This is a genomic window from Aeromonas bestiarum, from assembly GCF_000819745.1.
Taxonomy (GTDB): domain Bacteria; phylum Pseudomonadota; class Gammaproteobacteria; order Enterobacterales; family Aeromonadaceae; genus Aeromonas; species Aeromonas bestiarum.
Window position 1 is genome coordinate 14,117 of the sequence record NZ_CDDA01000023.1, and the last position, 13,716, is coordinate 27,832.

Genomic DNA, 13,716 nt, shown 5'->3' on the forward strand with positions numbered 1-13,716 from the left:
CAACAGAGGCGGCCACTGGGCCGCCTCTGTTGTTATTGCCGCTTAGCTTCGGGCCACTCAGGCTTTCGCCAGCCGACGCTCGATGGCATCCATCAGCATGCCGGTGATATGTACCGGGAAGGCGGCCTCTATCTCACGGATGCAGGTCGGGCTGGTGACGTTAATCTCGGTCAGCCGATCGCCGATGATGTCGAGGCCGACGAAGATGAGGCCCTTCTCTTTCAGGGCTGGGCCTACCGCGCGGGCGATGGCCCAGTCGGCTTCGCTCAGGGGACGCGCTTCACCACGGCCACCGGCCGCCAGGTTGCCACGGGTCTCCCCCTTCGCCGGAATGCGGGCCAGGCAGTAGGGAACCGGTTCACCGTCCACCACCAGCACCCGCTTGTCGCCATCCTTGATGGCGGGCAGATAGGTCTGGGCCATGCAGTACTGACTCCCATGTTCGGTCAGCGTCTCTATGATGACCCCCACGTTGGCGTCATCTTCCTTCATGCGGAAGATGGAGGCGCCGCCCATGCCGTCCAAGGGCTTCAAGATCACGTCCTTGTGCTGGGCGTGGAAGGCGCGCAGCTTGTCAGAGCGACGGGTCACCAGGGTGGTCGGGGTGTGCTCGGCAAACCAGGCGGTGTAGAGCTTCTCGTTGGCGTCGCGCAGGCTCTGCGGCTTGTTGACGATGAGGCAGCCCTCATCCTCGGCCCGCTCCAGCATGTAGGTGGCGTAGATGAACTCGGTATCGAAGGGGGGATCCTTGCGCATCAGGATCACGTCCAGGGTGGAGAGGGGCTGATCCACCACCTCGCCCAGGCTGAACCAGTCGGCGTAGTCATATTTGACCGTCAGCGGGCGCATTGTGCCAAAGGCGCGGCCCGCCTCCATGTAAAGATCCGACATTTCCAGATAGAAGAGCTCATAGCCGCGCTTTTGCGCCTCTTCGAGCATGGCGAAGCTGGAATCCTTCTTGATATTGATGGCCGAGATGGGGTCCATCACTATGCCGAGTTTAATGGTCATCCGAATGTCCTTCTGGTAGCTCGATTGCGTTTGAGATTGTCAGAACCCGTTTCAGGCCAGATCGCCGAAGCGGCACTGCAGCGCTGTTATTGCGGTCAGGGCGGCGGTTTCGGTGCGCAGCACCCGCGGACCCAGCAACATCTCCTTGAAACCTTCCTGCACGGTACGGGCGATCTCGTCGCCGGACAAGCCCCCTTCCGGACCTATCAGCAGGCGCACCCCGTGCTCCGGCACCGGCAGTGTGCTGATGCTGTACTCGGCGCGCGGATGCAGGTTGAGCTTGAGCTCTTTGGTCTCTTCCGCCAGCCAGGCGTCCAGCTCCATGGGCATCCGAACTTCGGGCACCAGGTTGCGGCCGCACTGTTCGCAGGCGCTGATCACCACCTTCTGCCACTGCTCGCGCTTCTTCTCCAGCCTGTCCGCCGGCAGCTTGACGCCGCAGCGCTCGGAGAAGAGCGGGGTGATGCAGGTGACGCCTAGCTCGACGGATTTCTGGATGGTGAAGTCCATCTTGTCGCCCCGGCTGATCACCTGGCCCAGATGGATGGCGAAGGGGGACTCCACAGATTGAGCCTCGCAGCCGTCTATGGTCACCTCCACCGATTTCTTGCCGACCAGGGCTATGGTGGCGGCATATTGATTGCCGTCGCCATTGAACAACTCCAGCTGCTGGCCCGGCTGCATGCGCAGCACCCGGCCTATGTGGTTGGCGCCGTCTTCCGACAGGGCTAGGGTCTGGCCAACCTGCAGGGTGGCCGCTTCATAGATACGTGGAATGCGCATGGCTAAGTGTCAGTCTCTTGCTTGGAAACGCGTCAATGTCTTGCTGCGAGGCCGGGTTCACGGCTCACTCGACTAGTGATGCGTCTAGTTATGGGAGGGGGGTGATCCCTCCCTGTCAAATGGGGTTATTGGCACTGCTTTTCAATGAAGGGATTGGTATTGCCCTGCAACTTGCCGATGCGGCGATTGCGTTCGCACTCCCAGCCATCGGCCGGGTACTGCCTGTCCCAAGCTTCGAACAGTTTACGCTGTTGCGCCGCGAGGCGCAGCCCATACTGCTGGCTCATGTAGAGGTAGGCGCGGGCGATCTGGCCCCGTACCAGCCCCTTGGGCGGCTGTACCTGACGCGCCTTGAAATCCACCAGCATCTGGCACTGGCCGTACTGATCCGGGGTGCCGTTCCAGTCGGAGAAGCGGTAGTTGGCGCGATCCCCGTTCACCTCGCCGATGGCGGGGAAGAGGTTGTGCATGTCCCCCTCCATCTGGTTGAACTCGTCGCTCTTGCCGCAGTTCTTGCGACCACCCTGCTGCCAGCACTGCAGCTGGTGGCCGAATTCCCAGGCCGGCACCACGTGTTCCCACTCTATGCGGTTGGCGCGCTTGGCCTGCTTGCGCGGTTCATAGCCGCAGCTGGCCAGATCCGGGCTCATTTTCTTGCCCTGATACTCAATCTTGCAGCCGCAGTAGAAGGTGACGGGGTGATCCTGATAGAGGCGGTTCAGATCCTGCTTGGCAGCGCGAAAGGTCTGGGCATGCAGAGGCAGGCTGACCAGCAGGGCCAGAGTGAACGAAAACAGGGGACGAAACATGAAGATCCTTGGCAATGAAGTGGTTGGATGAAGAGAGGGGCACCCTAGCACAGGGTTGCGACACGGGCTGGCTTACTGCGCAGGCACAGGCACCTGCCGTTCCCGTTCCAGCGGCTGCTTGCAGCGGCGACAGTGGTAGCGGGCCTCGCCGCGCACCACCTTGTTGTGGCGGCGCACCGACAGCTGATGCTGCTGGCAGTGACAGCGATAGGGCACAGTGCGCTGGGCCAGCACAGTCAGATCGAAGCTGTGGGTGGTTCTGGGCTCAAGCCCGAACAGCTCGCGCATCATCGACTGCCACTGCTGGCCGTGGGGCAGCACCCGTGCCTTGCCGCGCCCTTCGCCCCAGAGCGCATAGACCAGCAGATGGGCCACCTCGTGGGGCACCACCTCGGCCAGAAACGCCTGCTGGTTGGCCTGATAGAGGGCCGGGTTGAAGCGCAGCTCCCAGGTCTGCAGCCGCGCCGAGCCCGCCGCCCGGCCCCGCATGTTGCAGTGGATGCGCGGGCGGGCAAAGGTGCGGCCGAGGCGCGCCTCGGCCTGCACGAAACAGGCCTCGACCCGCTGATGCAGCAGTTGTTCGAGATGAGCTGGGGTGGCAGACATGGGATTTCCGTCGGTCGGCAGACAAGCAAAAGGGGAGCCAGGCTCCCCTTTTATCACAACTGAGTGGCTTAGAGGCCAGCGGCGGAGCGCAGCAGCTCGGCCTTGTCGGTCTGCTCCCAAGGGAACTCTTCGCGACCGAAGTGACCGTAGGCAGCGGTAGCCTGGTAGATGGGGCGCTTCAGATCCAGCATCTGGATCAGGCCGTACGGGCGCAGCTCGAAGTGCTCGCGTACCAGCTTGACCAGCAGATCCTCGGCCACCTTGGCGGTACCGAAGGTTTCGACGCTGATGGAGGTCGGCTCGGCCACGCCGATGGCGTAGGAGATCTGGATCTCGCAGCGATCCGCCAGACCGGCGGCGACTATGTTCTTGGCCACGTAGCGGGCGGCGTAGGCGGCGGAGCGGTCAACCTTGGACGGGTCTTTGCCGGAGAAGGCGCCACCACCGTGACGGGCCATGCCGCCGTAGGTGTCGACGATGATCTTGCGACCGGTCAGACCGCAGTCACCCATGGGGCCGCCGATGACGAAACGGCCGGTCGGGTTGATGAAGTATTTGGTGTCCTTGTTGATCCACTCGGCCGGCAGCACCGGCTTGATGATCTCTTCGCGCACCGCTTCCACCAGATCCTTGTGGCTGATGGACTCGCTGTGCTGGGTAGAGAGCACCACTGCATCCACACCCAGGATCTTGCCCGCGTCGTCGTAGGCGAAGGTCAGCTGGCTCTTGGCATCCGGACGCAGCCACGGCAGGGTGCCGTTTTTGCGCACTTCGGCCTGACGCTTCACCAGCAGGTGAGAATAGGTGATGGGGGCGGGCATCAGCACGTCGGTTTCGTTGGTGGCGTAACCGAACATCAGGCCCTGGTCACCGGCGCCCTGCTCCAGCGGATCGCTGCGGTCAACACCCTGGTTGATGTCGGGGGACTGCTTGCCGATGGCGTTCAGCACGGCGCAGGAGTCGGCATCGAAGCCCATGTCGGAGTGGGTGTAGCCGATGTCACGCACTGTGTTGCGCACTATCTCTTCGATATCAACCCAGGCAGAGGTGGTTACTTCACCGGCCACCATGACCATGCCGGTCTTGACCAGGGTCTCACAGGCAACGCGGGCCTTGGTATCTTGCTTGAGGATGGCGTCCAGTACCGCATCGGAGATCTGGTCCGCAATCTTGTCGGGATGGCCTTCGGAGACCGACTCGGAAGTAAACAGCTTTGCCATGATGGGATTCTCAGCTTGTCTGGGGTTATCGCCACAGCAATAACCGGGTGATGATAGGATGATTGTAGAGGTATCTACATCTGGACGTCCATTTTAGTTAGCGCCCCCCTCGATTGCCAGCACTATTTTGGTTTTGCCGCGCGCTGGCCGAACAAGATACGTGCTTTACCCCATTTGGGGTGCAAGCCGTTTACAACTCAATCGTTTGCCCCGGCCAGAAAAGCGATTGAGCTCCCAAAGCCACTTTATTCGCCCAGATAATATTTGCACCGCACGCGCCCTGCTGGGACAATAACGCGCCTTAATCTTGGCCATCAAATGAAGCAATCGCAGGAGATACAGATGCCTTCTCGTAAAGAGCTTGCCAATGCCATTCGCGCATTGAGTATGGATGCCGTTCAAAAAGCCAACTCCGGTCACCCGGGCGCCCCCATGGGAATGGCAGATATCGCCGAAGTGTTGTGGCGCAGCCACCTCAAGCATAACCCGAACAACCCCAAGTGGGCCGACCGCGACCGTTTCATTCTGTCTAACGGCCACGGCTCCATGCTGCTGTACTCCCTGCTGCACCTCTCCGGTTATGACCTCTCCATCGACGACCTGAAAAACTTCCGCCAACTGCACTCTCGCACCCCCGGTCACCCCGAGTACGGTTATGCGCCGGGCGTTGAAACCACCACGGGTCCGCTGGGTCAGGGCATCACCAATGCCGTGGGCATGGCGATCGCCGAGAAGGCCATGGCCGAACAGTTCAACCAGCCGGGTCACGACATCGTTGACCACTACACCTACGCCTTCATGGGCGACGGCTGCCTGATGGAAGGCATCTCCCACGAAGCTTGCTCCCTGGCAGGTACCCTGCAACTGGGCAAACTGATCGCGTTCTGGGATGACAACGGCATCTCCATCGACGGTCACGTTGAAGGCTGGTTCACCGACGACACCGTCAAGCGCTTCGAAGCTTACGGCTGGCACGTGATTGCCGCCGTTGACGGTCACAGCCCGGAAGCCATCAATGCCGCCATCGAAGCCGCCAAGGCCGAGACCGGCAAGCCAACCCTGATCTGCTGCCGCACCATCATCGGCTACGGTTCACCGAACAAGTCCGGTTCTCACGATTGCCACGGCTCACCGCTGGGCAACGACGAGATCGCCGCCGCCCGTGCCTTCCTGAAGTGGGACCATGCGCCGTTCGTTATTCCGTCCGACATCGCCGCCGAGTGGAATGGCCAGGAGAAGGGCACCAAGCTGGAAGCCGACTGGGCTGCCAAGTTTGCCGCCTATGAAGCCGCTCACCCGGCGCTGGCTGCCGAGTTCAAGCGTCGTACCGCAGGCGAGCTGCCGGCCAACTGGGCAAGCGATTCCGCCAAGATCATCGAAACCCTGCAAGCCAACCCGGCCAAGATCGCGACCCGCAAAGCGTCCCAGAACTCTCTGGAAGCCTTCGGCAAGCTGCTGCCCGAGTTCATGGGCGGTTCCGCTGACCTGGCTCCGTCCAACCTGACCATGTGGTCCGGTTCCAAGTCTCTCACCCCCGAGAGCGCGGCAGGCAACTACATCCACTACGGCGTGCGCGAGTTCGGCATGTCCGCCATCATGAACGGCATCGCCCTGCACGGTGGTTTCATCCCCTACGGCGCCACCTTCATGATGTTCATGGAGTACGCCCGCAACGCCCTGCGCATGGCCGCCCTGATGAAGCAGCGCGTCATCTTCGTTTACACCCACGACTCCATCGGTCTGGGTGAAGATGGCCCGACTCACCAGCCGGTTGAGCAGATCGCCTCCCTGCGTCTGACCCCGAACATGAGCACCTGGCGCCCGTGTGACCAGGTTGAATCCGCGATCGCCTGGAAGCATGCCATCGAGCGTACCGACGGTCCGACTTCCCTGATCTTCTCCCGCCAGAACCTGGCCCAGATGGACCGTACCAGCCAGCAACTGGCCGATACCGCCAAGGGTGGTTATGTGCTGAAGGATTGCGCCGGTACCCCGGAACTCATCCTGATCGCCACAGGTTCCGAAGTGGAGCTGGCCGTGGCCGCCTTTGATCAGCTGACTGCCAAGGGCCGTGCCGTGCGCGTGGTCTCCCTGCCTTGTACCGATGTGTTCGACGCTCAATCTGCCGAATACAAAGAGTCCGTCCTGCCGATGAGCGTGACCAAGCGTGTCGCCATCGAAGCGGGTATCGCCGACTACTGGTACAAGTACGTGGGCTTCGGCGGCAAGATCATCGGCATGACCACCTTCGGTGAGTCCGCGCCGGCCGAGCTGCTGTTCAAGGAATTCGGCTTTACCGTGGAAAACGTGGTTGCGACCGCAGAGTCCCTGTAACAGCCCCTGTAATTCCTGAACATTGGGCCAACCTGGCCCAATAGCCGGAACGATAAAACGCCCTCCATCGCAAGATGGGGGGCGTTTTTATTGGGTGATGTGCAGTGCATAGCGCTGACTATTTCAGAGCAGACCATAACCGTTCATCGCCTTCGGGCAACGGGTTTTTTCCATTTATGGCGTCATACGCTCCCTTGCCAGCAAGACTCTCGTTTAGCACCAAGCACTGAACTTATGGCATCATAGTCGGTGGAAATGGAAACAGTGGGCTTTCCCATTTTATATAGGCAGTCATACAGTGAATGAATTACATATTGAATATACAGAAGATTTAAGTGAAGCCGCTGATGCAAAAATGACGGAAGGTCATGAAAATTATGAGCGTGAAAATGGCATAGAGATAAATTTTAAAAACTTCTCTTTTACTTTATCTGATGAAAAAGGGGAGGTTTTTGGCGTACTTAGTGCATACACAGCATATTCAGAGATATATGTTGAGGACTTGTGGGTTGATGAGTCTCTTCGTCAAAAAGGGTATGGCAGAAAATTATTGCAAACGCTTGAGCATTACTTTGATGGCAAGGGCTACAACAATATAAATCTCGTCACCAATGAGTTTCAAGCCCCTCTGTTCTACAAAAAATGTGGTTATGATATCGAGTTTGTTCGCGTAAATAAAAGCAACAGCAAGCTTACAAAAACATTTTTTATAAAGTATCTATAAGTGACATCACATGCTGAACGGTAATTGTGAAATGTGATATGACGGATTGCAGTGATGTTTTTATATCAAGGCCTCAGTCTCACTGTATTAAGGTGAGACTGAGGCCTTGTTTCATATTATTTAGGCTCGGTACCATTTCACACCGCATATCAGCTTGCGAAATGGACTGATGGATTCGTTTTCCTGACTGGAAATCCATATAGGGGCAAGTCAGTGGTACTGAAATGGAACAGGACCTTGGCAATGACCTGGTAACAGGTTTCTCGTAAGGTCCTGTATTTCAATATCTATTACGCCTGCGGCGGGGTGCTTTCCGCATTGGAGAGCACGGCATCCATCTGCACCAGGGCACCGGTGGGCAGCTCGCTCACGCCAATCACGGTACGGGCCGGCAGATAGCTCGGGAAGTATTTGGTATAGATGGCGTTGACCGCATCCAGATCCGCGATGTTTTTGACCTGAATATTGACCTTGACGATATCGTCCATCACGTGGTCGATGCTCTCGACGATGGCTTTGATATGGCTGAGGCACTGGGCGGTCTGCTCTTTGACACAACCGGTCAGGATCTTGCCAGTGGTGATATCCAGCGGCAGCTGAGCGGCCAGATGGTTGTAGTGGGAGAAGGCGACTGTCTGGCAATGGAGCGGGCTGCGTGGCGCCTTGTCGGTATTGCGGGCAGCGATCACCAGATTGTGTCTGTCTTCTACCAGCTGCGGCGGAGTGCCGTCACCGTGGGAGATGACAGCATCCATCTGCACCCTGGCACCCAGCGGCAGGGCAGTGGCGCTGATCACGGAGCGGGCCGGCAGATAGGCGACGGCGCGGGCAATGGCGGAGTCCGGGAAGAAGGTGGTGTAGACCTCGTTGACGGCGTCCAGATCCGCGAGGCTGGTCAGGTAGATGTTCACCTTGACGATGTCGTCAAACGGCACATCAATGCTTTCCAGCACGGTTTTGATGTGGCGCAGACACTGACCCGCCTGTTCGCGGATGCCACCGGCGACCAGCTGGCCCGAGGCCGCATCGACCGGCAGTTGCGCGCCTATGTTGTTGTAGTGGGAGAAGGCGACGGTATGGGTCGAGAGCGGGTTGTGCGGTGCCTTGTCACTGTTGCGGGCCAGCTTCAACAGGGCGCAGGGCGCCTGCGGGAAGGTGCCTTCGCCATTGGAGATGATTGCGTCGATCTGCACCTGGGCATCCAGCGGCAGGGCGGCCACGGCGAGTGTGGTGCGGGTCGGCAGATAGCCCGGGAAGAATTCGCGATAGACGGCGTCGACCGCTTCCAGATCCGAAATGTCTTTCAGGAAGATGGTGGCTTTGACCATATCGTCCATGACGTGGCCAATGCTCTCTATGATCGCCTTGAGGTTATTCAGGCACTGTCTGGCCTGTACCTTGACGTCGCCACTCACCATCTTGCCGGTCTTGGGATCGACCGGTAACTGGGCAGAAATATTGTTGTAATGAGAGAAAGCCACCGTCTGGGTGTAGGGACCCAGATCCTGGGGGGCATGGGCGGTATTTCTTGCAGCCTTGATGATGGTGCCACTCATAGATATTCCTCTTTTTAGTATTCGTTGTTAACTCAGGTACAGGTTCCTCCCGTCCGAGTGCGCCAGCGGGTGCATCCCCGGTTATTATGTTTAATCCACTCAATAGCTGAATGGGATAAGAGAGGAAGGGACGGGGTTGATTATTTCAGACGAGGCGATTCTATGAGTGGCCATCAGGGGATGCAAACCGGTGATTGCGTTTCTATGAGATGGCTCAACGCTTGGAAATATAGCTGTTTTGCTATTCAATTCAGGGTGAATACCATTCCTGGGTGGATCAAACAGGTCTGGTATCGCGGGCGAGCCCGTGTGGACTGGGTTCTTCCTTCCAGTGGGGAGGGGGCTGTGCTGTGAATGGGGCGTTAAAAATATTCGCAATCTTGCGGTTAACCGATTTTATTGTGCATAGATATGTATTTTTAAGCGTTTGGGACATCTATCCTGTCCGCTAAAAATATGCTAGCCCAAGGTCATGCAAAGACTAATAAAGATGTGGCTGGAATATAATTCAATATATTGCATAGGCGATGTTTTCATTGCATTTGAATAGCCGCTTGTACGCTGATCCTGGCGATATTTTCCGTGTAAAATAGAGAGATAAATATGCCTTAAGGATGTAGTCGCCCTGTTGGCGGGTCGTGATGGTGGGGCCAGCGGGTGGCTGGCCCGCCTGGGTGATGCAGGTCGGGCAGCCAGTATCACTTATCCGGTGGAGTAGAGGGTTGTGCGACTGGCGACCGTGTATGGGAGGGCAGCTTGCCCTCCTTGTCTATCAGGCGGGATAGAGGGCGCCTAGGACTGCAAGACGGCTGGCACCGGTAACGGCGGGCAGGTTGCCGGGTTTGCGGTGGATAAAGCGCTGCGCCAGCCAGGCAAATGCCGCACCCTCCATCCAGTCGGGGGCGATCCCCAGCTCGGCCGTGTTGGCGATGCGCCAGCCGGGCAGCAGGCTGGCCAGCTCCGCCAGCAGCGGGGCGTTATGGGCGCCGCCGCCGCAGACATACAGCTCGGGCCGGCTTTGCGCATCATCCAGTGCGGGCAGCTGGCGGGCTATGCTGTGGCAGGTGAGCGCCTGCAGGGTGCGCTGCACATCCGCCGGGGCATGGGCGTGGCCGGCCAGCTCGCCATCGAGCCAGTCGAGGGTGAACATCTCCCGCCCCGTGCTCTTGGGGGCGGGGGCTGCGAAGTAGGGGTGAGCCAGCAGTTTCTCAAGCAGCTCGGGAATAATCTGGCCGCTGGCGGCCCATTGGCCACCAGCGTCGTAGCTGCCGCTGTGCGGCTGATGCCGGCGATACCAGCCGTCGAGCAGGGTGTTGGCCGGGCCGGTATCGAAGCCATAGACGCCGTCGGCCTGGCCCGGCAGCACAGAGATATTGGCGATGCCGCCTAGGTTCAGCACTACCCGCAGGGCGCCGGGTTTGGCAAACAGCGCCTGATGAAAGGCGGGCACCAAGGGCGCACCCTGACCGCCGAGGGCCATGTCCATGGTGCGAAAGTCGGCGATCACATCGATGCCGGTCAGAGCCGCCAGCAAGGCCGCGTTGCCGATCTGCAGGGTAAAGCCGAGCTGGGGTCGGTGACGTATGGTCTGGCCGTGGCTGCCGATGGCGCGAATATCGGCAGGCGTGAGGCCGGCCTTGGCCAGCAGGGCGTGGGTGGCTGCGGCAAACTCGCGGGCGACCAGGTTGTCGGCAACCCCCATGCGGTCGATCTCGTTGTCGCCCGGGGTGCAGAGCCGGTGCAGCTCGTGAGCGGTGGGCCAGGGGTGACTGAGGGCCGCCTCGACCCGCAGTTCATCCCCCTCGATCAGCACCAGCACGGCATCGATACCATCCATGCTGGTGCCGGACATCAAGCCTATATAGCGTTCGCTCATGACTGCTCCTTGTGGGTCGAGGTCTCTGGCCCGCAACGGCGGCTCAGTTACCGCCGTTGGTCCGCTTGTTCTGGGCCAGCTGCAGCTCAGGTTTGTCAAGCTGGTCGAGTTTGGCCAGTTGCGGCATCGCCAGCAGTTTGAAGTTGGCCAGCTCCCGCCCGCTGAGCGTCTCGGCCTGGGGCAGATTGAGGGTGCGCGGGTTCTTGTGCACGCCGCCCACCACGAATTCGTAGTGCAGGTGCGGGCCCGTGACGCGCCCGGTACCGCCCAGCTTGCCTATGGTCTGGCCCTGCTTCACCCGCTGCCCCTTGTTGACGGTGCGCTGGGAGAGGTGCAGGTACTTGGTCACATAGTTGCCGGCGTGCTTGATGAAGACATAGTTGCCGTTGAACTGGTTGTAACCGGCGGCCACCACGCTGCCGGAACCCGCCGCCATGATGGGGGTGCCCACAGGCGCCACATAGTCGATGCCGTTGTGGGGGCGGATCTTGCCGGTGACCGGGTGCAGGCGGCGCGGATTGAAGTTGGAACTGATGTACTTGAAGTTGACCGGCGCGCGCAGGAAGCTCTTGCGCATCGCCTTGCCCTCCGGCGTGTAGTAGTTGCCATCTTCGTTCAGCACGGCGCGATAGGTGGCGCCCTGGTTGACGAACTCGGCGGCCAGGATGTCGCCGGAGGCCACCCGCTCGTCATCCTGATACTTCTCCTGATAGACCACCCGAAAGCTGTCCCCCGGTTGCAGGTCCTGGGCGAAGTCGATGTCCCAGCCGAAGATGGCGGCGAGATCCATGATCTGATCCTCTGTCATGCCCGCCTCGGCGGCGGCGCCCCAGAAGCTGGAGCGGATCTCGCCCTTGGCCACCTGCTCGCGGGTATCGAGCTCCAGCTTGACCGGTTTGGCCACGAAGCTGTCGGCCTTGCGGCTCACTTTCAGCGCCTGTTCCAGGCTGTGGGGATAATAGAGGCTGTGCAGATCGCCATTTTTGGTGAGCTTGAAGGTGAGCTCCTGGCCGGGTTTGAGCAGGCGCAGGGTATCCGTGCCCTCGAGCTGATCGATCAGGTGCAGATCCGTGGTGCTGAGGCCAAGGCGCTGGAAGATGACCCCCATGTTGTCGCCGCTGCGTACCTTCACCTGTTTGGTGATGTAGCTGGGCTTGGGCGGGGTGACGGGCAGCTCGGCCTGGGCCAGCAGCTCGTCCTCGTCGGCTTGCGGCTCGGTGGCAAGCTCGTTGCCGTTGTCATCGACCCGAGTGGCGACCGCCTGTTCGCTTGGCCAGGCCGCCAGCATCATCACCATGATGCTCAGGATCAGCACCATCTTGCGGTGCCAGGTGGGGAGAGAGTTGAAGGCGTTCCAAATAACCATGCGAAGCTGACGAAGTTGGGCAGAAAAGAGAGTCGGAGTTTACAGCCTTTCTAATTGACCTGCCATGCCAGCCACAATGGGAGAATGTTGCAAATGGTCATATGAAGCTGACTAAGTCGGGCAGAATGGGCGGATTTTACAGCCTTTCCAATTGGCCCGCCATTCCAGTAATATGTTTGGCCCTGTGGAATCGTGATTGGAGAGTCAAAAAATGTCCCAGCTCGAGGTGGCGCTAGCCGAGATCAAGCGCGGAGCGGAAGAAATTCTGGTGGAAGAAGAACTTGTCGCCAAGTTGAAGGAAGGGCGCCCGCTGCGCATCAAGTTGGGGATGGATCCGACGGCTCCCGACATTCACCTGGGTCATACCGTGATCCTCAACAAGCTGAAGACCTTCCAGGATCTGGGCCACGAGATCATCCTGCTGATCGGCGACTTCACCGCCATGGTGGGTGATCCCTCCGGCAAGAACAGCACCCGTCCGCCGCTCTCCGAAGAGGCCATCAAGCACAACGCCCTCACCTATGCCGAGCAGGCGTTCAAGATCCTCGATCCCGCCAAGACCCGCATCGAGTACAACTCCAGCTGGCTGGGCGAGCTGGGCGCGACCGGCATGATCAAGCTGGCGGCCAAGCAGACAGTGGCCCGCATGATGGAGCGCGACGACTTCAAGAAGCGCTACACCGGCGGCCAATCCATCGCGATTCACGAATTCCTCTATCCGCTGCTGCAAGGCTATGACTCGGTCGCGCTGAAGGCGGACGTCGAGCTGGGTGGTACCGATCAGAAGTTCAACCTGCTGATGGGCCGCGAGCTGCAAAAAGATGCCGGCATGGCCGCCCAGTGCGTGCTGATGATGCCGCTGCTGGTCGGTCTGGACGGCGTCAAGAAGATGTCCAAGTCCGCCGCCAACTACATAGGCGTGCACGACGCCCCGGGCGAGATGTTCGGCAAGATCATGTCCATCACAGATGACCTGATGTGGAACTACTACGAGCTGCTCTCCTCTCGCCCGCTTTCCGACATCGAAGGCTTCAAGGCGGGCATTGCCGCGAATACCCTGAACCCGCGCGATGTTAAGATCTGGCTGGCCAAAGAGATCATCACCCGCTACCACGATGAAGCGGCAGCCGAAGCGGCTCACGAAGATTTCACCCAGCGTTTCTCCAAGAACGCCATCCCGGACGAGATGCCGGAAGTCGAGCTGGCACTGGAAGGCGAAGGTCTGCCGATCGCCAACCTGCTCAAGGATGCCGATCTGGTGGCCACCACCTCAGAGGCGCTGCGCATGATCAAGCAGGGCGCGGTCAAGGTTGACGGCGACAAGCTGGACGATGGCAAGGCACTCATAGGTGCCGGTACCGCCGTCTATCAGGTCGGCAAGCGCAAGTTTGCCCGGGTGACGGTCAAGTAAGCCAAACCTTCCTGCTAAAA

At 59.6% G+C, this 13,716-nt stretch carries 11 protein-coding genes; 3 read left to right on the plus strand and 8 right to left on the minus strand.

Annotation, left to right across the window (positions count from 1 at the left end):
- Positions 1-57: 57 nt before the first annotated feature.
- The 5 genes from gshB to metK form a co-directional block, all read right to left on the minus strand.
- Entirely contained in the window at positions 58-1,011 is a 954-nt protein-coding gene (gshB, locus tag BN1118_RS12205) for a glutathione synthase (RefSeq protein WP_043556318.1), read from the minus strand.
- Positions 1,012-1,062: 51 nt separating this feature from the next.
- Complete coding sequence (rsmE, locus tag BN1118_RS12210; RefSeq protein ID WP_043556319.1) at positions 1,063-1,794, minus strand: 16S rRNA (uracil(1498)-N(3))-methyltransferase; 732 nt, start codon at positions 1,792-1,794, stop codon at positions 1,063-1,065.
- 125 nt (positions 1,795-1,919) lie between these two features.
- On the minus strand, positions 1,920-2,603 hold the full coding sequence (locus BN1118_RS12215) for an endonuclease (RefSeq protein ID WP_043135585.1): 684 nt from the start codon (positions 2,601-2,603) through the stop codon (positions 1,920-1,922).
- Between the two features lie 72 nt (positions 2,604-2,675).
- Positions 2,676-3,209 (minus strand): SprT family zinc-dependent metalloprotease, encoded by a 534-nt coding sequence (locus tag BN1118_RS12220; protein WP_043556320.1) that lies wholly within the window; start codon positions 3,207-3,209, stop codon positions 2,676-2,678.
- A gap of 68 nt (positions 3,210-3,277) precedes the next feature.
- On the minus strand, positions 3,278-4,429 hold the full coding sequence (metK, locus tag BN1118_RS12225; protein WP_043556321.1) for a methionine adenosyltransferase: 1,152 nt from the start codon (positions 4,427-4,429) through the stop codon (positions 3,278-3,280).
- Between the two features lie 342 nt (positions 4,430-4,771).
- Between metK and tkt the strand changes: the two genes are divergently transcribed.
- The gene (gene tkt / locus BN1118_RS12230; RefSeq protein WP_043556324.1) at positions 4,772-6,763 is read left to right on the plus strand and encodes a transketolase; all 1,992 of its coding nucleotides are present in this window, start codon (positions 4,772-4,774) and stop codon (positions 6,761-6,763) included.
- A 298-nt stretch (positions 6,764-7,061) separates the two neighbouring features.
- Positions 7,062-7,487, plus strand: a complete 426-nt coding sequence (locus tag BN1118_RS12235) for a GNAT family N-acetyltransferase (RefSeq protein WP_156994937.1) — start codon at positions 7,062-7,064, stop codon at positions 7,485-7,487.
- A 290-nt stretch (positions 7,488-7,777) separates the two neighbouring features.
- Here BN1118_RS12235 and BN1118_RS12240 read toward each other — a convergent pair whose 3' ends face one another.
- From BN1118_RS12240 to BN1118_RS12250, 3 genes are all read right to left on the minus strand, one after another.
- Positions 7,778-9,043, minus strand: coding sequence for a RidA family protein (locus BN1118_RS12240; RefSeq protein WP_043556326.1), 1,266 nt, complete (start codon positions 9,041-9,043; stop codon positions 7,778-7,780).
- A 772-nt stretch (positions 9,044-9,815) separates the two neighbouring features.
- Positions 9,816-10,919, minus strand: a complete 1,104-nt coding sequence (locus tag BN1118_RS12245; protein WP_043556327.1) for an anhydro-N-acetylmuramic acid kinase — start codon at positions 10,917-10,919, stop codon at positions 9,816-9,818.
- Positions 10,920-10,962: 43 nt separating this feature from the next.
- On the minus strand, positions 10,963-12,285 hold the full coding sequence (locus tag BN1118_RS12250) for a peptidoglycan DD-metalloendopeptidase family protein (RefSeq protein WP_043556328.1): 1,323 nt from the start codon (positions 12,283-12,285) through the stop codon (positions 10,963-10,965).
- A 211-nt stretch (positions 12,286-12,496) separates the two neighbouring features.
- On the opposite strand from BN1118_RS12250, the gene tyrS reads away from it, so the two are divergent.
- A complete protein-coding gene (tyrS, locus tag BN1118_RS12255; RefSeq protein ID WP_043135569.1) occupies positions 12,497-13,696 on the plus strand; it encodes a tyrosine--tRNA ligase in 1,200 nt (399 codons plus the stop codon).
- Positions 13,697-13,716 lie beyond the last annotated feature (20 nt).

What these genes read in the sequence shown, in the direction of transcription:
- tkt (WP_043556324.1), top strand. Translation starts at nt 4,772, where the DNA reads ATGCCTTCTCGTAAAGAGCTTGCCAATGCCATTCGCGCATTGAGTATG.
- BN1118_RS12250 (WP_043556328.1), bottom strand. Translation starts at nt 12,285, where the DNA reads ATGGTTATTTGGAACGCCTTCAACTCTCTCCCCACCTGGCACCGCAAG.
- rsmE (WP_043556319.1), bottom strand. Translation starts at nt 1,794, where the DNA reads ATGCGCATTCCACGTATCTATGAAGCGGCCACCCTGCAGGTTGGCCAG.
- BN1118_RS12220 (WP_043556320.1), bottom strand. Translation starts at nt 3,209, where the DNA reads ATGTCTGCCACCCCAGCTCATCTCGAACAACTGCTGCATCAGCGGGTC.
- BN1118_RS12215 (WP_043135585.1), bottom strand. Translation starts at nt 2,603, where the DNA reads ATGTTTCGTCCCCTGTTTTCGTTCACTCTGGCCCTGCTGGTCAGCCTG.
- metK (WP_043556321.1), bottom strand. Translation starts at nt 4,429, where the DNA reads ATGGCAAAGCTGTTTACTTCCGAGTCGGTCTCCGAAGGCCATCCCGAC.
- BN1118_RS12245 (WP_043556327.1), bottom strand. Translation starts at nt 10,919, where the DNA reads ATGAGCGAACGCTATATAGGCTTGATGTCCGGCACCAGCATGGATGGT.
- tyrS (WP_043135569.1), top strand. Translation starts at nt 12,497, where the DNA reads ATGTCCCAGCTCGAGGTGGCGCTAGCCGAGATCAAGCGCGGAGCGGAA.
- BN1118_RS12240 (WP_043556326.1), bottom strand. Translation starts at nt 9,043, where the DNA reads ATGAGTGGCACCATCATCAAGGCTGCAAGAAATACCGCCCATGCCCCC.
- gshB (WP_043556318.1), bottom strand. Translation starts at nt 1,011, where the DNA reads ATGACCATTAAACTCGGCATAGTGATGGACCCCATCTCGGCCATCAAT.